The organism is Bacillus sp. FSL M8-0077 (genome assembly GCF_038050255.1).
GTDB classification, from domain to species: Bacteria; Bacillota; Bacilli; order Bacillales; family Bacillaceae; genus Bacillus; species Bacillus altitudinis.
Genome location: NZ_JBBPAF010000001.1, coordinates 3097229 through 3121088, shown reverse-complemented (window position 1 = coordinate 3121088; position 23860 = coordinate 3097229). Strand labels below are relative to the sequence as shown.

Below are 23860 nucleotides of genomic sequence, written 5' to 3'. Positions count from 1 at the left end.
AGGAGGATTATTGATGACATTAGAAACGAAATTATCAGTAGGTCAAGATTATGTCAAAAGCTTCTCCGAGAAGCATCAGGAACCGGCATGGATGAGCTCCCTTCGCTTACAGGCTCTTGAAAAAGCAGAAGACCTTCCAATGCCAAAGCCTGACAAAACGAATATTTCTAAATGGAATTTAACCAATTTCAAACAGCATACAGTCGAAAGTGCGCCATTTGGATCTTTAGAAGAGCTTCCTGAAGAAGTGAAGTCTCTTATTGATTTAGAGGACACAGATAAGACAGTCTATATTCAGCGTGATCAAACGCCAGCATACTTGTCTCTTTCTACTGAAGCAAAAGACAAAGGCGTGATCTTCACTGATATCCATACAGCGATTCGCGAACATGGCGATCTAGTGAAGAAATATTTCATGACTGATGCAGTGAAAGTGGATGAGCACAAACTAACAGCTTTACATGCTGCTTTAGTGAATGGCGGAGCTTTCCTCTATGTACCGAAAAACGTAGAGCTTGACGCACCAATTCAAGCCGTTTATCTTCATGAAAATGACGAAACAACGTTGTTCAACCATGTCATCGTTGTAGCAGATGATCATAGTGCTGTGACATATGTCGAAAACTACATCAGTACGGCAGCACCAGAAGAAGCGATCTTCAATATCGTGTCTGAAGTATTCACGGGTGCAAATGCACGTGTCACTTACGGTGCAGTGGATAACCTTGCAGAAGGTGTGACAGTCTATGTGAATAGACGTGGTATGGCAAATGGCCGTGACAGTAAAATCGAATGGGCGCTTGGCCTGATGAATGATGGAGACGTCGTGTCTGAAAACATCACGAAGCTTATGGGCGACGGTACATTCGGAGATACGAAATCAGTTGTTGTTGGCCGCGGGAATCAAACGGAAAACTTCACAACAAGCATCATTCACTTCGGTAAAAACTCTGAAGGGTATATCTTGAAGCATGGTGTCATGAAGGATCAGGCATCTTCTATCTTTAACGGAATCGGTAAAATTGAGCATGGCGCAACGAAGTCAAATGCAGAGCAAGAATCTCGTGTTCTCATGCTGAGTGAGAAAGCACGCGGTGACGCTAACCCAATTCTCTTAATTGATGAAGATGATGTCACAGCAGGGCACGCTGCGTCTGTTGGGCGTGTTGATCCAATTCAACTCTATTACCTCATGAGCCGCGGGATTTCCAAAGAAGATGCAGAAAGACTTGTCATTTATGGCTTCTTAAATCCAGTCGTCAAAGAACTGCCGATTGAAGGAGTTAAAAAGCAGCTCGTTTCTGTGATTGAAAGGAAAGTAAAATAATGAATATCAAAGACGTTCGTGAGCAGTTTCCAATCCTTCATCAGCAAGTGAACGGACATGATTTGGTGTATTTGGACAGTGCAGCGACATCTCAAAAACCACGAGTTGTCATTGATGCAATGAATGAGTATTACCGGTCTTACAACTCGAACGTCCACCGGGGTGTTCATACCCTTGGCACAAAAGCAACGGACGCATACGAGGGTGCAAGAGAGAAAGTTCGAGCATTCATTGGTGCTTCTTCTGTCCAGGAGATTATTTTTACTAGAGGTACAACAACCGCACTAAACACAGTGGCAATCAGCTATGCAAGAGCAAACCTCAAAGAAGGCGATGAGATCGTCATTACGCATATGGAGCATCATGCGAATATCATCCCTTGGCAGCAGGCAGCAAAAGCAACTGGCGCCACATTGAAATATATTCCGTTACAGGAAGACGGCACGCTGTCGCTTGAAGATGTGAAGCAAACCATCACACATCAAACGAAAATCGTTGCTGTCACACATGTCTCAAACGTATTAGGAACCATCAACCCAATTAAAGACATCGCAAAGATTGCCCACGATCACGGTGCAATTATCGTCGTCGATGGTGCCCAGAGCACCCCGCACATGCAAATTGATGTTCAGGACTTGGATTGCGACTTTTTCGCTTTCTCTGGGCATAAAATGTGTGGACCGACTGGCATCGGTGTTCTTTACGGGAAGAAGGACCTTTTGAATAATATGGAGCCTGCTGAGTTTGGCGGTGAAATGATCGACTTTGTGGATCTATATGATTCTACATGGAAAGAGCTGCCGTGGAAATTTGAAGCGGGAACACCGATTATTGCAGGAGCAATTGGGCTCGGAAAAGCGATTGATTTCTTAAATGACATCGGAATGGAGGAAGTCAGCCGTTACGAGCATCAGCTTGCAACTTACGCACTTGAGCGCTTTAAGGAGCTTGAAGGAGCCACGGTTTACGGACCGCAGCACCGGGCTGGGCTTGTGACGTTTAACTTAGACGACGTTCATCCTCATGATGCCTCAACTGTTTTAGATACGGAAGGTGTCGCCATTCGTGCTGGACATCACTGTGCACAGCCGCTCATGAAATGGCTTGGTGTATCAGCGACTGCAAGAGCAAGCTTCTATCTGTACAATACAGAAGAGGAGATTGACGAGCTCATGGCAGCGCTCCGTAAGACAAAGGAGTATTTTACGAATGTCTTTTAATGTAAACTTAGACACACTGTACAGACAAGTGATTATGGATCATTATAAAAATCCGAGAAACAAAGGTGTGTTAAACGACAGCATTGTCGTCGATATGAACAACCCTACGTGCGGTGACCGCATTCGTCTCACGATGAAAATCGAAGACGAAAAAGTCATGGATGCGAAATTTGAAGGAGAAGGATGCTCGATTTCGATGGCATCTGCCTCTATGATGACGCAGGCGATTAAAGGGAAAGATATTGAAACAGCTTTGAAAATGTCTCAGATTTTCTCCGATATGATGCTAGGAAAAGAATACGACGATTCCATTGATCTTGGTGACATTGAGGCGCTGCAGGGAGTCGCAAAATTCCCGGCACGCATCAAATGTGCAACATTATCGTGGAAGGCGCTTGAAAAAGGCGCATCTGCCGAAGATAACGGCAAATCATAAGATTGGAGTGAAAATGGATGGCTAAAAAAATGCCAGATGTTGGTGAATATAAATACGGCTTTTCTGATAAAGACGTTTCCATTTTCCGTTCAGAGCGCGGACTGACAAAAGAGATCGTTGAAGAAATTTCTCGTATGAAAGAAGAGCCTCAGTGGATGCTCGACTTCCGTTTGAAATCTCTTGAGCACTTTTACAACATGCCGATGCCACAATGGGGCGGAGATTTAAATGCATTAAACTTTGATGAAATTACGTACTACGTAAAACCATCAGAACGCTCTGAGCGTTCTTGGGATGAAGTACCAGAAGAAATCAAACAAACCTTTGATAAGCTTGGAATCCCTGAAGCAGAGCAAAAATACTTAGCAGGTGTATCTGCTCAGTATGAATCTGAAGTTGTGTATCACAACATGAAGCAAGATCTTGAAGATCTAGGCATTGTGTTTAAAGATACAGACAGTGCATTAAAAGAGAATGAAGACATCTTCCGTGAGCACTGGGCAAAAGTCATTCCTCCGACTGACAACAAATTTGCTGCGCTTAACTCGGCTGTATGGTCTGGTGGTTCATTCATCTACGTACCAAAAGGCGTAAAAGTAGATACACCACTTCAAGCATACTTCCGAATCAACTCTGAGAACATGGGTCAGTTCGAGCGTACACTGATCATCGTTGATGAAGGCGCACATGTGCATTACGTAGAAGGCTGTACAGCTCCAGTTTACACAACAAACTCACTTCATAGTGCGGTTGTTGAAATCATCGTCAAAAAAGGCGGCTACTGCCGTTATACGACGATTCAAAACTGGGCAAACAACGTCTTCAACCTTGTGACAAAACGTACAGTATGTGAAGAGAATGCAACAATGGAATGGATTGATGGAAACATCGGTTCTAAGCTGACAATGAAATACCCAGCGGTCATCCTAAAAGGTGAAGGCGCTCGTGGTATGACATTAAGTATTGCCCTAGCAGGTAAAGGTCAGCACCAAGATGCAGGTGCAAAAATGATTCACCTTGCACCAAACACATCTTCAACGATCGTATCGAAATCGATTTCGAAACAAGGCGGTAAAGTCACATACCGTGGAATCGTTCACTTCGGACGCAAAGCAGAGGGTGCACGCTCAAACATCGAGTGTGACACACTCATCATGGATAACAAATCAACATCTGATACGATCCCTTACAATGAAATCTTAAACGACAACATTTCATTAGAGCACGAAGCGAAGGTATCAAAAGTATCAGAAGAGCAACTATTCTACTTGATGAGCCGCGGAATTTCTGAAGAAGAAGCAACAGAAATGATCGTCATGGGCTTCATCGAACCATTCACAAAAGAATTGCCAATGGAATACGCCGTTGAAATGAACCGCTTGATTAAGTTTGAAATGGAAGGTTCTATTGGTTAATAATCCTGAAAAGCCTAGAGGTATTGTAAGAATAATGAGATCGGCGGTGCCGAATTAGATATTATCTTTTGCATAGGAGGCGAACTTTTTAGTTCGTCTTTTTCTATTTTCTCAGTAATCTCAATTCATTCTGTTTCAACTTGAATTTTTTAAGTTCTTCTGATACCGCACCATTTAATCATGCGATAAGATGATGATATGTTCTTTAAGGTTGTTAAAGTTACTTTATATTGTTGTTATCCCATCTAACCTATTTTTCAACATTCACTTTATTTCTTCAAGATCCCCGACCACTTTAAAATTAACGCTCCGCTTATAAGCAAGTCTGTTTCTCTCAAAAAGTACGTAAGCATATCTGATTATCTTTCACTGTAACCCTATCATCTATCAGATGGACTTTTTCTAGTATATCTAGCTCATTATCAGCATAATGCAAGTCTATTATCACGTTGTAGTAAATGATAATGAGATTACTCAAGCAATACATTTTAATCGAAATGCTTGGCACTGTGGGGAAGGTGGAGGTAGGTAGATCCTAACGCTTTAAAAAAAGGGAATCACCTTTCTATTGTTTAAACGTATTAATCTATGGAATCAAATGAATCATAATAACAACTTGAAGAGGATGGTGATACTATGAGACAACCAAGATGATTGATAAATTTGATCGGAGAAATTCATAATAGCATTATGACATATGGTGATTTTGAGGGACTTAAAATGATCTTTAATTGCAGAGCAGAGTAAATAAATGAAGATATAATTATAATGGATATTAAAAAGACTATAATTTCTAATTCAAACTTAAAGTATATACAATTTGAACAATCTGAAATGACCGTTTAGTAGAATTGTATATTGCAATTCAACAATGACATAATAAATAAAGTAAGACCTAGATAGCTTTTAATTGCCGTCTGGGTCTTATAATCTCAAATTTAAATAAACAATTCCTAAATATGTACTAACAAATTAATTCCATTGTATTTTTAAATCAAAGTATGATGCGCCAAGACTAGGTCTTGTATCTACTACTTCAATATAATTCCAACCTAAAGTTATGTCCGGAAAAAATGCAATGTCTGTTCCAACTTCAAAAAAATTCCCATTTAATATACTTATTTTATGAGATCCCTTACTATCAAATATTACAGAGACGCCCTCATAACCATCAAAATAAAATTTATAATATTTAATGGGGTTATACTTGCCCGTATAAGAATTACCTATACCTCCATTTTTTAGTTCAAAAGCTTTATCATGAATACTGCTAGATGTCTTCATGATAGTAGAACCATTTTGATTTTGATTGTAGTTTTTTGTTTCAGCAGCAGATATATCATCAGTTATTCCACCAAATAATCCAAGGGAAATAATGGGGACGAGTAATAATTTTTTCATAAAGAAAAACCTCCTAGAGTTAGAAATATATTACATTATTATGATAACATAGATATTTTTGGTTATCAAAACAATTATTAGTTTTATTTAATAGGTATATATTCCAATGAAACTTCATAGATACAGTTATAGGTATTGTTGATTAGTCATCAAAATAAATAACCAGACGCTCATGAAAGAGAGAACCTGGTCCTTTTTTGTTTATTCGTCATATCGTCTATATTTCTTGTGTAGTGTTTCGAGTTTCTCTATTTTCTCTATCATTACGTTTAAAACCTCTTGAAAAATAACATTACCCTTTATATAGAATTGCTTATGATAGTCATTTTTTCTAAATGATCATAAATACTTGCAACATATAATTTAGTACTGTATAGTTCTACTTATGACAAAGGTAAAATTAATGAATCAAAAACGTGTGCTTGAAGTAGCTGCAACTTTATTTTTAGAAAAAGGGTTTGCTTATACAAGTATGGATGAATTGGTACGTGTAAGCAAAGTGTCAAAGTCTAATGTGTATTATCACTTTTCTAATAAGGAAGAATTATTAGAAGGGGTCGTTGATTATTGGATTGACATGTATCAATCTGCAATGGATGACGTACTGTCTCAGACCCAATTTTCAGTTGAAGATCGAATTCAATTGTTTTTAAAGCAATTATCACAAGGAGTTCAGTCTAGAGATTATAAGGGGAGCTGTCCATTTATTACTCTTTATATTCAAAGCCCTGTAAAGGCCACACAAATAAAAGAAAAAATAGGTCTTTTTTTCACAGGATTACAAGAGAAAGTTTCTCTATTACTGAAACAAGGGGTAGAGAATGGGGAATTCAGACATACGATTCAGATTGATGAGGTGGCATCACTTTTTATGACGAATCTTGAAGGAGCGTTATTTATTTCAGAAACATTGAAGGATGCAACTGTCATCACAAAAACAGCAGATCATTTATTTAACTTGCTTCGATAAAGAAGCATTTTTTTTACATCAAATTAGTACTGATTAGTACTAAAAAGGAGATTTCACATGAAAACAGTATTTTTAACGGGTGGTACAGGCTTTATCGGAAAGCAATTAGTAGAAGAATTAGTCAAAGAGGATGTGAGCATTCTTCTTTTAGTGAGGTCAAAAAGTAAAGCAACACACACTTTTCAAGAAAGAGGTATTTTAAAAGAGTCAGTGATGCACTTTGTTGAAGGTGATTTGACGAAAGTAGATTTGGGTCTAAGTGCTGAAGATCAGGAGAGGGTATTGAAAACGGATGTGATCATTCACGCAGGAGGACCCATGGATATTCAAGCAACCAGTAAAGAGGCAGCTTCTGTCTTTTTAAATGGCGCCAAACATATAAGTGACTTAGCTAAAAGTATTCATCAATTGAAGGGCTTGCAGCAATTTATCCATGTTGTTGGTTATATGAGTCCCTTTGATGATCAAAATAGCAAGATTGCCATCGACGTGTTTGAAGAAGGAAACGATTACTTGAAAATAAAAAATCCTTATGAGAGAACAAAGTTTTTAGCAGATCTTTATATTCGTCAACAGGCATCAGCAGTAGGTTATCCGCTTTCTGTCATTAATCCGCCAACTGTCGTTGGTAGTAGTCAAACAGGGAGTACAGAGCAAATTGCAGGATTGGGTTTGCTTGTGAAGAGTATGCGAAGAGGGCTCATGCCAGTGATTCCTGGAGGTAAGGACTATCGTTTACCACTTATTTCAAACGATGGGTTTGCGAAGTTTATTGTACAGGTTTTCAAGTTGGAGCAGCCAGCAATTCAAACATATACACTTGTTGATGACAAAGAGCACGATCAGAACATTGCTGGACTATTAAGTGTTATGTCAGAAAGCATGAATATGAAGGCGCCAAACATCTCTGTCCCAATGCCACTGATGAAAGCTATCATGAATAGTGGTGTAAGTAAACTCACAAACATTCCTTCTGACGGACTGAATTTTATGACAAAACGAACGTTTTCAAATGTTTCAGCGAAAAAAATAATGGGAGAAGATTGGTTTAAGAAGACGAGTGTCATGACATTTTTTCCTGCTGTAGTAGCGGATCTAGATTATCGAATGATGGATCAACATGGTGAGCAGCATCATTTATTTAAACGAACATTATGCGATAATAACACCCTTTACAAATTACAAGGAGAGGGGAAGCCGTTTATTTTATTGCATGGTTTATTGAGTGATGGAGAAGATTTATTTCCTTTAGCACAAGAGCTTCATGAGAAAACAGGTCAATCTGTATGGATCTTGGATCTTCCTGGTTTGGGGCGTTCTCCTTTTAAACGAGGGAAACATCTTCTAGATATCTATTTAAATGTAGTGAAAAAAGTAATAGTGAAAGCGACGAATGGTGCACATCTAATCGGCCATTCATTCGGTGCGTATATTCTTTTGGAAGCATTGGGACAAGAATACATCGATAAGAAGTATTCAATCACTTTACTGCAGCCGCCTGTTGCTAAACAAAAGGCAAAATCACTACATGTTCCTCAATTTCTAAACAAATGGACATTAAGATTGGCAACGACTCATTTGATAGAGCGTTATGCATTAAGAAATGGGTTGTTTGAAAGCACGGAGAGCATCCCTAAACATTATATTGAAAAAATCAGAAACAGTTTTACTTCTCCTAGAATTTTAAATACGACGGTTCAGCTTAACCATTTACTACTGAAAACCGATCAAGGTGACTTTAAAGAAGTCACAAAGGATAACCTACACATTATTTGGGGGGAGTATGACAGAGGCTATTCTGCGCCATCGCATCTTGGGGAGGTTGATTTTGTTCCGTATGGCCATCATTTTCCTCTTAGCCATCCGAGTGAAACGGCAGCATTAGTCATCAATAAGATTTGTACTAGCAGATAAGAGTCACCCCAAAACGAAAAAATGAGAATGATGACAAGTGAGCAAAATTTTTCGTTCTGGGTCTTGAAAAAATAGAGGTTAACGAGGTGCATAAAACTCATCTAAGATTTTCGTCATATCATCAGATGCAGATTGTAAGATAGTACTTTGATCTAAAATCGCTGTTCCTTGTGCCCGGACAATATGAAATTGTTGAAAGCCCATCAAGTTTTGGAATATTTCCTTTAGATAATAATATGAAAATTCCAGTGGTGTGTACCGATCGTTATTTGTGAAAATTGAGCCACTTGCTTGAAGCAAAAGTACACGATAATCGTCTATCATCAGTCCAACTGAACCATCTTCTGTATATTTGAACGTTTCTCTAGCAATAAAGATATTATCTATATAATCTTTCATACGTGACGTCACATTGAAATTATGAACAGGTGATACAATCACGATTCGATGATGTGCTTTGAATTGAGCCAATAAAGCAGAGGAAGAAGCAGCGATTTTTTCCTCCGCAGCTGTTAATGTTTGTTCAGATGCTTGCTTTTCCCAAATACCTAGCAGCTGTTCTTTTTCGATACGGGGAATTTCAGTTTCATATAAATGTAAAATGGTAGGCTCCTCATAAGGAAATCTTTCTTTGAACTGTTCTAAAAATAGTGTTTGCAGTTTGTTTGAATAACTTTCTTGATGAGTGAAATTAGGGTGCGCGTTAATGATGAATGTTTTCATATACATGCTCCTTTTCTTTTGATAAACTGAGTATAAAATATAAAGGTGACAAAACATGTCACCTTTTTCAGAAGGAAAATCAAATGAAAAAATCAGAACGATTAAACCAAGAGCTTATTTTTTTAAGTGATAAATATTCATTTCAATTAAAAGATTTAGAAACTGAATTTGGCATTTCTAAACGTACGGCTTTAAGAGATATGGAAGAGCTAGAGTCCATGGGCTTAGCTTTTTATGTTGAAAATGGCAGACATGGGGGATATCGGCTCGTGAATCAATCTCCATTGGTACCTATCTATTTTCAAATAGATGAAGTTCAAGCCATTTTTTTCGCTCTTAAAGCCTTAGATCTGTTGTCAGCAACACCGTTTAAAAAGTCTTACTCACAGATTCGCCAAAAACTGTTTGCTACAATGTCTGATGAGAGAAAACATCGGATCACGGAGATTTTGGATGTGATTCATTACTATCATGTCGCACCAGTGAGTGAACAAAATCATTTGGATTTGATATTGCAGGCAATGATGGAAGATCAAATCGTGAAGATGACATACACTCAATATGAACATAAAAGGATCAGGCTACAATTTCTTGAGTTGTTTTATCGAAATGGGATTTGGTTCACCGAAGCATATGATGTTCAGAATAAAAAGTGGGGCATCTACAGATGTGATTGTATGACGGACATGATGATCGAAGAAGAAACGAAAGATACTTTTACGAAGGAAGAATTAAAAGCACTGCAGCTTGAATACGAAAAAACCTATCATGATATCTCTTTTAAATGTCGATTAACGGAACAAGGAAAAGAAAAGTTTTTGAAGAATCATTATCCGAATATGAGATTGGAGATCATTGATGATACGCCTTATATTGTAGGGGGATACAACCAAGAAGAATTATCGTATATGACTCACTATTTGATCTCATTTGGAAAACATGTGAAAATTGAATACCCCGATGAATTAAAAGAGAGTTATTTGACTCAATTGCAAGAAATGATGGATCAATATTAAAAATGAACGGATTGTATCTCAATCACAAAAAACTTAACACATTAAAAAAAGGCGAACTATCGTAATTCGCCTTTTTTCTATTACTTCTACTTCGCCGCCTGAAATGTTTTTGTTTTCGATTTGTCATTGACCTTCCCATACGTCAGCTGACGCCAGATAAATTCCATCGGTCCAGACTTAAATCGCTTTAACCATAACGTACTGAAAAGGACAAGGAAGGCATACACGCCAATGCCAATGAAGAACGTACCAGCGGGTTGAAGATGATCGGCCAGTCCAGCTCCATATTTCAGAAACAGCATTGTTCCAATGATCGAGTGAAGCAAATAACAGGTTAGGGACATCCGTCCGACTTTGGTAAAAACCATCAAAGCACCTCGCAGCTGAGGAACGTGCAGAAACAGCATCGCAAGTGAACTCATATAAAACATACTGCCAGTTAATCCCCCGTTTTGCTCAAGAGCAGAGACAATGTTCATCCATGGCGTATGTTCAAAAGGGGTGACCGCTGTCATAATCGTACTGCCTTGTGTGATGAGAAAAGCGATTGTACAAATCATCCAAATACGATTCCAAATCGCTTTTTTCGTCTCCATGTTTTTGAAAAATGACATTTTCACAAAATACACACCAAGTAAAAACATGAAGAACATCGAATAGACGGTGGAAAATGAGCTCGAAGCCATCGTGACCATATCCATCCACCGGTCACCTATAGATGCTAAATAAGTCAGACTGTTGTGACTGGTCAATTCAAAATCGGCAAAATCCGGCTTGCCTGATGATCCTGTACTGATGGTATTGAGCAGCATTGTGAAAAAAGGCGTGAGCAATTGAATCACAAAGAGTGTGATCAGCCAGTACTGGATGGTTTTGGCTGTGCGTTTGTAAAAGAAAAGCAGTAAAAAGCCTGCGACAGCATAATAGGTCAAAATATCTCCAATCCATACAAACGTGACATGCAGAAGACCAATTCCTAAGAGAATCGCTAATCTGCGTGCAAACAGCTTGTTCGGGCTGTCCACCTTTTGAGCGGCTCGATCCATAAAAATCATAAAACCAACCCCGAATAGAAAAGAAAATAACGTAATGAATTTCCCCGAGGCAAACCAATTCACGATATGGTGAAATACATCATTAGACTCCATCTCAAATCCCTTGACCGAATCCACAATCAAAAAATAGTTGACCAAAATAATCCCCATTAAGGCGAATCCTCGTACGATGTCCAAGAAATGAACCCGTTCTTTGAGACTCATTGGTTGTCCGTGTTCTACCTTGCTTACATTCATATCAATGCTCCTTTTCGTGTATTGGATCTAAAGATAGATCCTTCAATGAATCAATATACAGGCCAATTCTTAATCATTTATGAAGATCCAATTTTTTGAAAATAAATGTGACAACTTGATGGCAATTGATCATATTCATAAACACTTAAGATTTATGGTGTATCTTTTCACATAGCTAGATGATATATAGTAATAATATATAAGAATGAACATCATGAAGGATGAGGTGAGAGAGATATGACCCATCGAATATTAGTTGTAGAGGATGATCAGGATATTGGTGACCTGTTGCAGGAATCTCTGACACGTACAGGGTATGAGGTGCTGAGAGCCATGAATGGCAAGCAGGCATTGCATGTTGTAGATGATTCGCTCGATTTGGTGATTTTGGATGTCATGATGCCAGGTATTTCTGGAATAGAAACATGTCAGCAAATAAGAGCCTCCTCAAATGTGCCGATTTTATTTTTGACCGCCAGATCAAGTACATTGGATAAAACAGAAGGATTACTCGCTGGCGGAGATGATTATATGACAAAACCTTTTTCAGAAGAGGAGCTTCACGCTAGGGTCATGGCGCAATTGCGCAGATATACCATCTATCAGGAAAAAAAGGAACAGGAAGAAACCTATTTAGTTGGCGGTAGCCTGAAGGTGAGTGAAGAATTTAATGAAGTGTGGAAAGGTGGGCAGCAAATCAAGTTGTCTGATTTAGAATATCGGATATTAAAACTGCTCATGAACAAGCGAAACAAAATATTTTCTGCTCAAAATATTTATGAAAGCGTGTGGGGCCAGCCTTATTTTTATTGTTCAAACAATACGGTCATGGTGCATATCCGAAAGCTGCGTGCCAAAATTGAGGATGACCCGGCTCATCCCGTGTATATCAAAACAGAATGGGGGAGAGGATACCGGTTTGGCACATCGTAAATATACGCTGACCCAAAAGCTGTCACTGCTCATTTTGGTCGCTGCCATTGTAAGTGGTGTTGTCTTTTTGACACTGCAAAAGATCACCGATCACCTGATTGAAGGATATTTAAGTTCGGATGAGTACTATAAGGAAGAATCAGCCAGGTACATTCAAACATTCAGCCGCTACGTTTTAGAACATGAGCTGACTTCAACGGATCGACAAGCGTTTGGTGAGTGGGTGAAAAAAGAAGATTATATTAATCTCACTGTTTACAAAGATGAAGTGCTTCAATATGACTCGATTTACTCTGCCGCTGACCAGTCGGCCTATGGGAAAGAAAAGGTGACCGACTACGCAAAGCGTCATTCTTACCCGGTTCAATTTAGCGACGGAGAAGGGCGGGTTATGGTAGACGGGTTTTACTCATCTCGATATCACGATCTCGCCTTTACACTAGAACTACTTGGTGCAACACTCATTTTTCTCCTGATTGTGCTTGTTGGCATTCGCCGAAGTCTGCGTTACTTGCAAACGATCCGTGAAGAGATTCATATTCTTGAAGGCGGTGAGCTCGATTATGAGATGACAGTGAAAGGGCATGATGAATTGGCCATGATTGCAAAAAGCATTGAGGATTTAAGAACAGCCTTTTTGGACAAGCTTCAGGCCATTGATGAACTGCAGGAAGAGAGCCGCAGCTTGGTGACCGAAATGTCGCATGATATGAGAACCCCGCTGACATCACTCATCATGAATCTGGAATTTGCGAAAAAAGAGGAGGCTCTAGCGGATACACGCAAGGAGCAATATATAGCGAGTGCATATGGAAAAGCACTGCAATTAAAGAACCTGTCTGATCATCTATTTGCCTATTTCCTGCTAGATAAAGAGCACGAGTCAGAGCTTGAAACCGTTGCAGTCAAAGAAGTGATTTATGATCTTCTATCAGATCAGGTCGCTCTGCTGCATCAGGAGAATTTCAAGGTCCATATTTTAGGCGAAATGCCGGATAGCTATATCAATGTGAATGTCGAGGAGCTTGGCAGAATATTTGATAATGTGATGTCTAACTTACGTAAATACGCAGATCCTGAAAAGGACATTCAGATCACTTTTTTATCCGACCAAGATGTCTTTGAAATCCATGTGAGCAATGCGATAAAAAAGACAGACATCATCCCGGAAAGCAATGGACTCGGGGAACGAAGCATTAAGCGGATGATGTCCCGAATGCATGGACAGTTTGAAAGTGTAGAAAAACACGATACCTACTACATCGTACTGCGATTTTGGAATACCAAAATGTAGAGAGCAAAAACAACATCATGGAATGGGGAAACAATCTGATGAAACGATTCAATAATTTCCAAAAGATACCTGATCTTCTGCAAGCCCTTCTGAATATCTGCCTGTTTTTCCTAGCAATTGCTTTAAGCGTACTCTTAATTAGTGAAACATGGTATATCGTGCAATTCGTCTATAAAACATTGTTTAACAAAGGTGAAAGCTATTATGGCATGCTTGGCGAGCTGCTGATCTTCTTTATGTATTTTGAGTTTATTGCCTTAATTATTAAATACTTTAAATCGAATTTTCATTTTCCGCTTCGCTATTTCATTTATATTGGCATTACAGCTGTCATCCGTTTGATTATTATTGATCACGAACAGGCTGTATCGACATTCTGGTGGGCACTGGCCATTCTTGCGATGACCTGTGCACTCTTTATCGCGAACAAAAGGCAAACTGCTCATGAGCATGATGACGTGAAGTGAGGAAGAAGAAGGACGAGTGGTCAACATTCGTCTTTTTTGTGTTTAAATGAATTGAGAGTAAGACGTTCCCTTTACGTGATATCGATTCATTGTGAATGTAAAAAAACACCGATAAAAGAAACGTTGCTGAAGATCACAACATCTCCTTATCGGTGTTTCCTTTTTCGGATTATATGTTAGCCCTCATAATAAGCATAGAGTCCAGAGCTTCCGTGAAAATACCATTTCACGCCATTTGCATCTGTGAAAGAGTTGGCAAAAATAGCTGTGGCGGAGTACATACATAAGTAAGGTTTGTTTGACTTTCGGAATTTCCTTAAGATCTCTTCAGGGCAGGGTGTGATAGTTGCACTTGTACGAGCAACGAGATCTGTACTGTCTGTTTGTGAAGATGAAATAGCGCTAGCTGCTGGAACATACGAAGAAAGAAGTAACCCAAAAGAAAGAGCGACACCAGTCATAGTTTTTTTCCATTTCATTAAGATCATTCCCTTTCCAAAATCTGTATTTACTTACAACTTCATTATAGGAAAATAGATGTCGTCTAAAAAGAGACGAAAGAATTATATTTTCCATAATATTCTATTTGTGATTAGGAGATGATCATCTATTATTTTTATATTTTACATTGACACCATCTTTTTCTATGATAAAATCAAATTGTGATAATGAGAATCGTTATCAAACGATATGACTACATATAGAATGGATAGGTGAGGTACATGTTCAAAAAATCTTTTTGGTCGCTATTAGTTGTGCTCTCCATCGTATTACTTGCGGCTTGTGGCAGTAATAGCAGTGAAGGCAAGTCAGATAGTAATGAGAAAACAAGAACCGTTGAAAGCGCTATCGGTTCAACTGAAATTAAAGGATCGCCTAAACGTGTGGTGACGCTGTACCAAGGAGCAACGGATGCAGCCGTCGCTATGGGCATTAAACCAGTGGGTGTTGTAGAATCATGGCTTGAAGCACCTACGTATAAATATTTAAGAGATGATTTAAAGGGTGTCAAAATTGTTGGGCAGGAAACACAACCAAACTTAGAAGAAATTGAAAAGCTGAAGCCAGATGTCATCTTTGCATCAAAGATTCGCCACGAAGAAATATTTGATCAGCTGAAAGAAATCGCTCCAACTGTTGCAACTGACACAGTGTATACTTTTAAAGATACAGTGAAGTTGATGGGTGAAGCGCTAGATCAGCAAGATAAATCAAAAGAATTGCTGACGAAGTGGGATGACCGTGTCGCAGATTTCAAAGAAAAGGCGAAAAAGGACATTAAAAACTGGCCATTGAATGTCGCAGTTGTTAATTTCCGTGCGGATCATACACGAATCTACCAAACGGGATTCGCAGGTTCCATTTTAACAGAGCTAGGGTTTGAAGGACCTAAGAATATTAAAGATAAAAAACTAGATGTTGTCCAATTAACAGATAAGGAAAGCATTCCACAAATGAATGCGGATGTGATCTACTATTTCATCGGTGAACAAGACAAGGCTGCTGAAAAAACATATAAAGAGTGGACAAGTCATCCTTTATGGAAACAGCTTGACGCAGTCAAAGCGAAAGAAGTGCATAAAGTGGATGAAATCACTTGGAACATGGCAGGTGGAATCATTGCTGCAAACATGATGCTTGATGATATTTATGATCGTCTAGGAATTGATCAATAAGTAGAACGGAGGAGAAAATGTGAACATACCATTTTCTCCTTTTTTCCATAACAGATTGAAAGCGGGAATCAGATGAGAAGTTTATTAAAAAAGGATTCAAGCAAGGCACTGCTTTTTGCTGGATTCATCGTGTTGATGTTGGTCTTTTTTATGCTCAGTATTTCTCTTGGGCAAACCTCCATTCCCTTCAAAGCCACCATCCATGCGTTTCTTCAGTTTGATGAGTCAGATCCAAACAGTGTGATTGTCATGACATCCAGATTATCAAGAGCTTTAATTGCAACGGTCGTTGGATCAAGTCTAGCGATTTCAGGTGCACTCATGCAGGCATTGACGAGAAATCCGCTGGCTGCACCAGATCTTTTAGGTATTAATGCAGGTGGACTCTTTTTTATTGTGATTTCGATTGTTTTCTTTTCTACAGAGTCGTTAACAGGTTATATGTGGACGGCCTTTTTAGGCGCTGCCATTGCAGGTATGCTCGTCTTTCTTCTAGGCTCCATTGGAAGAGACGGACTGACACCGGTCAAAATTGTGCTCGCAGGTGCTGCGATATCTGCTCTGTTTGCGTCCTTTACTCAAGGACTTTTAATCGTGAATGAACAGTCCATTCAAAGCATCCTGTTCTGGATGGCTGGTTCAGTGTCAGGAAGAAGTATAGATATGCTGCTGCCTGTGTTGCCTTATATTCTAGGGGCGACTGTTGTGGCGCTGCTTCTTGGCCGCTCGATCAATGTCCTTTTATCGGGTGATGATATTGCGAAAGGGCTTGGCCAGCGTACGCTGCTTTTGAAGATGACGATGGGGGTACTCGTCGTCTTTTTAGCGGGTGGTTCCGTCGCTGTCGCAGGATCCATTGGATTTGTTGGTTTTCTTGTGCCGCATATTGTGAAAAAGCTCGTTGGACCTGACCACCGCTGGGTACTGCCGTATTGTGCCGTTGTAGGGGCATCGCTTTTACTTGTCGCAGACCTTGCCGCTCGTTTTCTGATCATGCCGCAGGAAGTACCGATTGGTGTCATGACGGCGGTAGCAGGAGCGCCTCTATTTGTTTATCTCGTGCGCAAGGGGTTGAAGACAGGTGGCTAAAACATATACAGTGCGTTCAAAGGGCGGACGCATTTCATTTCAATTTTCAAAGCGGACGTTTTTGATTTTACTATTATTGACAGGTATTGCCTTTGGTTTATTTATTCTGAGCCTTTGTATGGGCAGCCGTTTTATTCCGCCTACGGATTTGCTGCTGCATATCTTCGGACAAGGCGAGGGAAATACGTTTGTATTAAATACGCTGAGGATTCCAAGGACCCTGCTTGCGGTTTTAGTGGGAGCGGCACTTGCGGTATCAGGGCTTATTTTACAAGGATTGATCCGTAATCCGCTTGCATCGCCTGACATCATAGGAATTACGAGCGGTGCGTCGTTTGGCGCCATTATGTTCATCGTCTTTTGGATGGGCACTGTGCCTATTGCTTATCAGTCGTTGTGGGCCATTGCAGGTGCTTTTGCGGTATCATGCCTGATTTATTTGCTTTCATGGAAAAAAGGTGTTAAGCCGATCACGCTCGTCTTGATGGGGATTGGAATTTCCGCCATTATGAAGGCGTGTGTGACGTTTACTCTTGTGCTCAGTGATACGATGACCACGACCAAGTCATACATCTGGCTGACGGGCAGTTTATATGGTTCTACAATGAAGGACGTCACCGCAATGCTTCCTTGGGTGATGATGATTTTACCGATTGTGATGGTGCTGGCAAGAACGATGAATGTGAAGGAGCTTGGAGATGATCTTGCAACAGGTCTTGGGGTCAAGGTTCAGGCGAAGCGGTTATTCTTTCTGCTGATGAGTGTGACATTAGCCGGTATTGCTGTTGCATTCGCAGGCGGGATTGAATTTGTCGGACTGATGGCACCACATGTGGCAAGGATGATCATCGGCCGTTCCTTTATTGCGCTTGTTCCAGCATCTGCGCTTGTTGGAAGTATTTTAGTGATGCTGGCAGACCTAGTGGCGAGAACGGCTTTTCTCCCGTTAGATGTCCCGGCAGGTGTTTTTACAGCGGCAATCGGTGCACCGTTCTTTATCTATTTGTTATATCAACAGCGAAATCGCTAAACGAGAGATGGGGGTTTTGATATGCGGCCAGAGTGGGTTGAGAGAGAATTACTTGATTTCGGGGTACACATCACAAATGGACCAATGACATCTGATCGCACACTTGCTGCGCTTTTTTCAGAAGCATCTATCAGACGTTTATTAGAAGCTGAAAAGGAAGCGATGCATGCCCCGAATATAGCAGTGGCGGCATCCATGTTTTCAAAGCGCTATGCCTATTTAGCTGTTAGTTCTACTTTGTACTTGATGACGATGTATGACGGCATCTATCGGTTTTCACCAGAGGCGTGTGTATTTAGAGAAGATCGTAAAATTGAGCTAGATGAAACGCTCTGTTCATTTGTTCAGTTAGAAGGAGATCGTCATGAGTGGAGAGAACAGGTCGTCCGCGCGCTATTTACGCAGTGTATCACACCTCTTTTAGATGTATTGAAGCATACCTCGAGACTTCCGTATGCAATTTTATGGGAAAATGTAGCGGTACGTATCAATTCTCTTTACCGTAGCATGATGCGAGAAACGGAAGAGCCTGAAATGAAAGAGCGCGTACGGGAGGATTATTTGTTTCTGAAGAAGGCGTCGGGTGATCTTTTCGGAGTGAAGCAAAATCCATTTCAGCACAGCTTAAATTTAGATGAAAGTTTGCTAGACACATCAAATCGAAAGACTTGCTGCATGTATTATAAGCTTGAGAAAAAATCGGAAAGTCTTGATTATTGTCTCGTCTGTCCGCTTGAAAAAAAGAAAGGCACTGCTTGTTCATAGCAGTGCCATTTCGTTTTACTCCCAAATTTCGCTTACCCATTCAGGGTGATCAACAAAAGGATTGCGATTGTGCTGGTACGTTTGATAGATGATCTCATTACGATTCCGTTCGATTTGATCGACTGGATCTTGCTTGTGCCATTTCAAGAGGACAGACATTTTGCCGTGAAGAGGGGCGCTTCCATTATTCACTTTGTTGTTTAATTCTAAATCTGGGAAACGGTCATCGCCTTCATATCGGACGGCCATATAAAAGAGCATTCTTGCTACATCTCCTTTCACCCGGCTATGAGGTTCAAATGAGTCGCTGTCGTAGAAGTTGCCCGGCGCTCCCTTGTATTCATTTCCGCCTATATCAAAATCTAAATTTCCTCGTGTGCTATTCGTTTGTACGTCTGTTGCCCGAAGGTGATGGAGATCTGTACCAGGTCCCTGGCTCGTCCCAAAATTGCCGTGAGATTTAGCCCACACATGCTCCCGGTTCCACTGTCCCACGTTTCCTCCATTTGCTTGCTTTGACCTAGAGATACCGCTATAGAGCAAGAGCACATTGCTTGGATTTTTTGGATCTTCATCCGTTTTCTTTAATGCGTCCCAAACCTGGCTGTAGGATAGCTGCGTATGATCATCAATAATATCGTGTAATGCTTTCTTAAGAGCAGGCCCAGATTTGCCCGCAGCAGATTGGTAATAGGAATCCATTTGACTTGAAGCGGTTGTTTTCGCATGTTGAGCAGATGTTTCGGCTTGTAGCTGTAACGGGGAAAAGGTGATGGTTTGACTCGGTTCATTCAGAGTAAAGCCTTGAGCATTTGCAGCGGGAGGCAGCGGAGCGGCAAATGTACCGAAAATCATCATTCCGGCGGCCACAGTTCCAAATAAAGATCTTTTCATTCTATTTCCTCCTTCATAGGGAATGTATACTCTTTAGTTCTATCATATTGCCATAAAGAAATAAATGGATTTATCGTAAATTTTATGTAACCAATTCGTCAGAAAAGAGATTGCTATTTTATCAGCATTGCTGTATAAGTGGGCATATAAGGATGGACACAGCAAGGGAGAGGATGGATAACGTGAAAGAACTACATACACCTACTAGAACCATTATGACACCAGGACCTGTCGAAGTAGATCCGAGAGTCCTTCGGGTGATGAGTACACCAATTCTTGGTCAATTTGATCCTGCATTTACAGAAATCATGAATGAAACGATGACCTTATTGCGATCACTTTTTCAAACAGAAAATGAATGGGCTTATCCAATTGATGGGACGTCCCGCTCAGGACTTGAAGCTGTGCTTGCCAGTGTGATCGAACCCGGAGATGTGATGCTCGTTCCGGTCTTTGGACGCTTCGGTCATTTGCTGATTGAAATTGGACAGCGCTATGGTGCTGAGGTACATACGATGGAATGTGAATGGGGAACGGTTTTTAAGCAAGACGACATCATCGCAGAGATGCATCAAGTCAAGCCGAAAATTGTTGCGATGGTTCACGGTGAAACATCTACTGGAAGATTACAGCCGCTTGAGAAAATTGGTGAAGCATGCCGAGCGCTTGATATGCTTTTTATTGTAGACGCTGTGGCGACAATTGGCGGTGTCGAGGTCAAGGTAGATGAATGGAAAATTGATGCGGCGATTGGGGGCTCGCAGAAATGCTTGTCTGTTCCATCAGGGATGTCACCGATCACATATAATGAACGAGTGGCAGACGTCGTACAATCGAGAAAGAAAGTAGAAAAAGGGATTGCAACACAGGACGAACTGCAAAAACAGGTAGACATTTCTCCAATCAAAAGCAATTACTTTGATCTAAGCCAGCTGCAAGATTATTGGAGCCCGAGGCGGTTAAATCATCATACAGAAGCGACAACGATGCTTTATGCACTGAGAGAAGGGGTGCGACTTGTGCTAGAAGAAGGTCTGGAGGAACGTTTTCAGCGCCACTTGTTTCATGAAAAGGCTTTAATGGCAGGCCTTGAAGCGATGGGGCTTGAATTATTTGGTGATCCAGATTGCAAAATGCCGGTCGTGACGTGTATCGTCATTCCAAGTGATATCGACGGAGAAGCGGTCCGTGCTGATCTTCTTCATCATTTTGGAATTGAAATTGCGAGTTCATTTGGGCCGCTTGCAGGACGGATATGGAGAATTGGCTCAATGGGCTATAGCTGCCGAAAGGAAAATATTCTATTTGTTTTAGCAGGCCTTGAAGCCATCTTGATGAAATACGGTGCAGCCATAAATTGTGGTGCCGGGTTACAGGCGGCTCTTTCCATCTATGAACAAGCTGAATAAAAAAGGGATACTCAAAATACTCGCCACCAGCGGGTATTTTTTATTTGGGAAAAAACGCTGTTTTTTGAAAAACTAGACTTATAGAGAGCGATATCGCTATACTGAAGAAGTTCTTATCATTTTTGTCATCATTTTCATTTATCTTGAAGAAAGAGGTTTTGATATGAAAAAAATGGGCAGGTTGTACATTCTAATGCTCAATATTTTTATTGCCATGCTTGGATTTGGTCTGATCGTTCCTGTCATGCCAAGTTATATTGAAGCCTTTGGTGCAACTGGGAAAACACTTGGTTTTCTCGTCGCTGCAACTGGCCTCACACAATTTGCCTTATCACCCGTTGCCGGAGCGCTGACTGATCGATTTGGACGCAGAAAATTGATCATTGCCGGGATTGCCGGCTTTACGATGGCTCAATTTATTTTTGCATTTGCCGATCAGCTTTGGATGCTGTTTGTGTCTCGGTTTTTAGGCGGAGCTGCTGGTGCGCTGCTGATGCCCGCCATGTTTGCCTACATTGCTGATATCACAAGTGAAAAGGACCGAGGGAAAGGGATGGGTCTTTTTAGTGCTGCGATGACACTTGGTTTTGTCATTGGACCGGGTGTGGGCGGTTATTTGGTTGAGTTTGGGATTGCTTTTCCTTTCCTCATCGCTGGTTCTTTTGCAGCCCTGTCGACGCTGTTGTCTTTCTTGTTCTTACCTGAAACCTTAACAAAGGAAAAACAGGAAGAAGCACGATTGAATAAAGAGCTTCATTTCAATCCTTTTACGCAGATGATTCAGGCTTTAAAAACACCATACGGTTTTTTGTTTATCTTGGCCTTTGTTCTAAATTTTGGAATCATTCATTTTGAATCGATCTTTGGCTTATATGTGGACCAAAAACATGGCTTTACACCGAAGGATATTGCATTTGTCATTACGGTAGCTGGACTTGCCGGTGTCATTGTTCAAGGTGCTTTAGTAAATACCTTTGTGAAACGATTTGGCGAAATGCGTGTCGTCCGTTATGCCCTTTTAGCGGCGGCATTTATGCTGATCGCCTGCCGCTTTGCCCCTTCCTTTTGGCTAATTTTTACGGGCTCCATTTTATTTTTATCAGCCACCTCGTTTGTTCGTCCAGCTCTCAATACATTACTTTCTAAAATGGCAGGGAATCAGCAGGGGGTAGCAGGCGGCCTCAATACCTCCTTTATGAGCCTTGCGAATATCGTCGGGCCAAGTCTTGCGGGTATTTTATTTGATGTGAATATTGAGCTGCCATTTATGTTTGGAACGCTGGTGCTTTGTATTAGTTTCATTGCTTCTATTTTATGGGCGAAAAAAGCTCACCAACATTCCCATGCCGTATCGTAAAGGCAGCATAGAAAAAACCGATCAGCACAAATCGATCGGTTTTTTTCGTCATCGCTCATACTTCACGACTGGTGATTTTTCTTTATGCAGCGCATGAATCAATGCATCGTCTACATGCAAATGCTCCTTCACTAATTGAGGAGGGGTTAAGGCCATCCAAAATATCTGCAAATCGATCGCTTTTAAACATTTCTAGAAACCAAAGGCTCGTTTGCCCAATATTTTGTATGTAATGTCCCATCCCGAAAGGAACATAACCAACATCACCTGCTCTGTAATTAAAGGTACGAGCTGTCCCGCCTGCTCCAAACACCGTCATTTTGGCTGTGCCGGTTAAATAGTATTGCCACTCATCATTATTCGGGTGCCAGTGCATTTCTCTCATCCCGCCAGGTTTGACCTCCACAAGTGCAGCAGCAATGGTTTTAGATACTGGAAAATTGCGTGAGTCGACGATTCGCACGGTTCCGCCAGAGGTCACAATGGGCTTTTGACGCAGGAGCTGATGGGTGAAAGGCGGTTTGATGCCGCCGTATGGATCAGAGACTGTTTGGCTTTCAATGGCTGCCGGTGAAGACCCTTGAAACATATAGCGCTGTTTATGTGGAATGCGGTCAAACAGCTTGATTGGCACGCCGAAATTAGCAGAAAGAATATCTTTTGGTGTATGAGCAAACCAGTCTGTGATGGTGAACGTATCAAATTCAGAAAAAGCACCATCATCAAACACAAGAAGAAACTCACAGCCATCCTCAAGACCTTGAATGGAGTGCGGAATACCGGGCGGGAAATACCACAAGTCTCCTTCTTCTACATCAGCGATCATATTCCGTCCTTCTGCATCTACAGATGTGATACGGGCTTTGCCTAAAATCATATACGCCCATTCCGCCTGCTTATGCCAATGAAGCTCACGAATCCCTCCGCGCGTAAGCCGCATGTTCACACCAGCAACAGTTGTTGAAACAGGCAGCTCTCGCTCGGTAATTTCCCTCGACCAGCCGCCATGATTCAAGTGCATATGTGTATCAGAATATGAAAATTTCAAATTAGGAATCGTCCCCGCATCCGTTTTAGGAGGAACAAACATATCTGGGTTCTCCATATCGCGCAGAACGTCTCGCGGGCCTAAATCGGTTGCACCGGCCCCATCTTCTCGAATCGGCTGCGGGATGTGACGAAGTTCCTCATCCATTTGACACCACTCCTTGTCATTCACTTTTCTCCTCCAA

Annotated in this window: 21 protein-coding genes and 1 pseudogene; 16 read left to right on the top strand and 6 right to left on the bottom strand. The window is 40.9% G+C overall.

Features of this window, described 5'->3' with window-relative positions:
- Positions 1 to 13 precede the first annotated feature (13 nt).
- From sufD to sufB, 4 genes are read left to right on the top strand one after another with little or no spacing between them, the layout of a single operon-like run.
- The gene (gene sufD, locus NST57_RS16285; RefSeq protein ID WP_341298882.1) at positions 14 to 1327 is read left to right on the top strand and encodes a Fe-S cluster assembly protein SufD; all 1314 of its coding nucleotides are present in this window, start codon (positions 14 to 16) and stop codon (positions 1325 to 1327) included.
- On the top strand, positions 1327 to 2547 hold the full coding sequence (locus tag NST57_RS16280; protein ID WP_008347019.1) for a cysteine desulfurase: 1221 nt from the start codon (positions 1327 to 1329) through the stop codon (positions 2545 to 2547). The genes sufD and NST57_RS16280 overlap by 1 nt, the downstream gene beginning before the upstream one ends.
- Positions 2537 to 2983 carry a Fe-S cluster assembly sulfur transfer protein SufU gene (sufU, locus tag NST57_RS16275; RefSeq protein WP_003212941.1) on the top strand — a complete coding sequence of 149 codons (447 nt, stop codon included), beginning with the start codon at positions 2537 to 2539 and terminating at the stop codon, positions 2981 to 2983. The genes NST57_RS16280 and sufU overlap by 11 nt, the downstream gene beginning before the upstream one ends.
- 17 nt (positions 2984 to 3000) lie before the next feature.
- On the top strand, positions 3001 to 4398 hold the full coding sequence (gene sufB / locus NST57_RS16270) for a Fe-S cluster assembly protein SufB (protein ID WP_007500362.1): 1398 nt from the start codon (positions 3001 to 3003) through the stop codon (positions 4396 to 4398).
- Positions 4399 to 5370: 972 nt separating this feature from the next.
- Here sufB and NST57_RS16265 read toward each other — a convergent pair.
- Positions 5371 to 5799, bottom strand: a complete 429-nt coding sequence (locus NST57_RS16265; RefSeq protein ID WP_341298881.1) for a hypothetical protein — start codon at positions 5797 to 5799, stop codon at positions 5371 to 5373.
- 403 nt (positions 5800 to 6202) lie between these two features.
- Here NST57_RS16265 and NST57_RS16260 point away from each other — a divergent pair, with 403 nt between their 5' ends.
- Complete coding sequence (locus NST57_RS16260; protein WP_341298880.1) at positions 6203 to 6769, top strand: TetR/AcrR family transcriptional regulator; 567 nt, start codon at positions 6203 to 6205, stop codon at positions 6767 to 6769.
- A gap of 57 nt (positions 6770 to 6826) precedes the next feature.
- Positions 6827 to 8683 carry an alpha/beta fold hydrolase gene (locus NST57_RS16255; protein WP_341298879.1) on the top strand — a complete coding sequence of 619 codons (1857 nt, stop codon included), beginning with the start codon at positions 6827 to 6829 and terminating at the stop codon, positions 8681 to 8683.
- A gap of 78 nt (positions 8684 to 8761) precedes the next feature.
- Here NST57_RS16255 and NST57_RS16250 read toward each other — a convergent pair whose 3' ends face one another.
- Positions 8762 to 9406: an FMN-dependent NADH-azoreductase gene (locus NST57_RS16250; RefSeq protein WP_341298878.1), complete on the bottom strand. Its 645-nt coding sequence runs from the start codon at positions 9404 to 9406 to the stop codon at positions 8762 to 8764.
- A gap of 83 nt (positions 9407 to 9489) precedes the next feature.
- Here NST57_RS16250 and NST57_RS16245 point away from each other — a divergent pair, with 83 nt between their 5' ends.
- Positions 9490 to 10422, top strand: coding sequence for a helix-turn-helix transcriptional regulator (locus NST57_RS16245; protein WP_341298877.1), 933 nt, complete (start codon positions 9490 to 9492; stop codon positions 10420 to 10422).
- Positions 10423 to 10508: 86 nt separating this feature from the next.
- Here the strand turns inward: NST57_RS16245 and NST57_RS16240 are convergent, their stop codons facing one another.
- Positions 10509 to 11714 (bottom strand): DUF418 domain-containing protein, encoded by a 1206-nt coding sequence (locus NST57_RS16240; RefSeq protein ID WP_142155933.1) that lies wholly within the window; start codon positions 11712 to 11714, stop codon positions 10509 to 10511.
- 237 nt (positions 11715 to 11951) lie between these two features.
- On the opposite strand from NST57_RS16240, the gene NST57_RS16235 reads away from it, so the two are divergent.
- The 3 genes from NST57_RS16235 to psiE are packed head-to-tail and all read left to right on the top strand — an operon-like array spanning position 11952 to position 14408.
- Complete coding sequence (locus NST57_RS16235) at positions 11952 to 12647, top strand: response regulator transcription factor (RefSeq protein ID WP_341298876.1); 696 nt, start codon at positions 11952 to 11954, stop codon at positions 12645 to 12647.
- On the top strand, positions 12634 to 13941 hold the full coding sequence (locus NST57_RS16230) for a HAMP domain-containing sensor histidine kinase (protein ID WP_341298875.1): 1308 nt from the start codon (positions 12634 to 12636) through the stop codon (positions 13939 to 13941). Before NST57_RS16235 ends, NST57_RS16230 begins: the two co-directional genes overlap by 14 nt.
- Positions 13942 to 13979: 38 nt before the next feature.
- A complete protein-coding gene (psiE, locus tag NST57_RS16225; protein ID WP_142155930.1) occupies positions 13980 to 14408 on the top strand; it encodes a phosphate-starvation-inducible protein PsiE in 429 nt (142 codons plus the stop codon).
- A gap of 176 nt (positions 14409 to 14584) precedes the next feature.
- Here the strand turns inward: psiE and NST57_RS16220 are convergent, their stop codons facing one another.
- Complete coding sequence (locus NST57_RS16220; protein WP_142155929.1) at positions 14585 to 14887, bottom strand: LCI fold-containing protein; 303 nt, start codon at positions 14885 to 14887, stop codon at positions 14585 to 14587.
- Positions 14888 to 15130: 243 nt separating this feature from the next.
- On the opposite strand from NST57_RS16220, the gene NST57_RS16215 reads away from it, so the two are divergent.
- The 4 genes from NST57_RS16215 to NST57_RS16200 all read left to right on the top strand — a co-directional run bounded on the left by NST57_RS16215 (position 15131) and on the right by NST57_RS16200 (position 18968).
- Positions 15131 to 16084 carry an ABC transporter substrate-binding protein gene (locus tag NST57_RS16215; protein WP_025207929.1) on the top strand — a complete coding sequence of 318 codons (954 nt, stop codon included), beginning with the start codon at positions 15131 to 15133 and terminating at the stop codon, positions 16082 to 16084.
- A gap of 72 nt (positions 16085 to 16156) precedes the next feature.
- Positions 16157 to 17173, top strand: a complete 1017-nt coding sequence (locus tag NST57_RS16210; protein WP_142155928.1) for an iron chelate uptake ABC transporter family permease subunit — start codon at positions 16157 to 16159, stop codon at positions 17171 to 17173.
- The gene (locus NST57_RS16205; RefSeq protein WP_341298874.1) at positions 17166 to 18203 is read left to right on the top strand and encodes a FecCD family ABC transporter permease; all 1038 of its coding nucleotides are present in this window, start codon (positions 17166 to 17168) and stop codon (positions 18201 to 18203) included. Before NST57_RS16210 ends, NST57_RS16205 begins: the two co-directional genes overlap by 8 nt.
- 21 nt (positions 18204 to 18224) lie before the next feature.
- Positions 18225 to 18968 carry an IucA/IucC family C-terminal-domain containing protein gene (locus tag NST57_RS16200; protein WP_341298873.1) on the top strand — a complete coding sequence of 248 codons (744 nt, stop codon included), beginning with the start codon at positions 18225 to 18227 and terminating at the stop codon, positions 18966 to 18968.
- 15 nt (positions 18969 to 18983) lie between these two features.
- Here the strand turns inward: NST57_RS16200 and NST57_RS16195 are convergent, their stop codons facing one another.
- Positions 18984 to 19862, bottom strand: a complete 879-nt coding sequence (locus NST57_RS16195) for an endonuclease (RefSeq protein WP_142155925.1) — start codon at positions 19860 to 19862, stop codon at positions 18984 to 18986.
- Positions 19863 to 20035: 173 nt separating this feature from the next.
- On the opposite strand from NST57_RS16195, the gene NST57_RS16190 reads away from it, so the two are divergent.
- Together NST57_RS16190 and NST57_RS16185 are read left to right on the top strand one after the other, a co-directional pair.
- Complete coding sequence (locus tag NST57_RS16190) at positions 20036 to 21271, top strand: pyridoxal-phosphate-dependent aminotransferase family protein (protein ID WP_341298872.1); 1236 nt, start codon at positions 20036 to 20038, stop codon at positions 21269 to 21271.
- A 163-nt stretch (positions 21272 to 21434) separates the two neighbouring features.
- Positions 21435 to 22628 carry an MFS transporter gene (locus NST57_RS16185; protein WP_142155923.1) on the top strand — a complete coding sequence of 398 codons (1194 nt, stop codon included), beginning with the start codon at positions 21435 to 21437 and terminating at the stop codon, positions 22626 to 22628.
- 48 nt (positions 22629 to 22676) lie between these two features.
- Here the strand turns inward: NST57_RS16185 and NST57_RS16180 are convergent.
- A pseudogene (locus tag NST57_RS16180) lies at positions 22677 to 23823 on the bottom strand (oxalate decarboxylase family bicupin).
- Between the last annotated feature and the right edge of the window lie 37 nt (positions 23824 to 23860).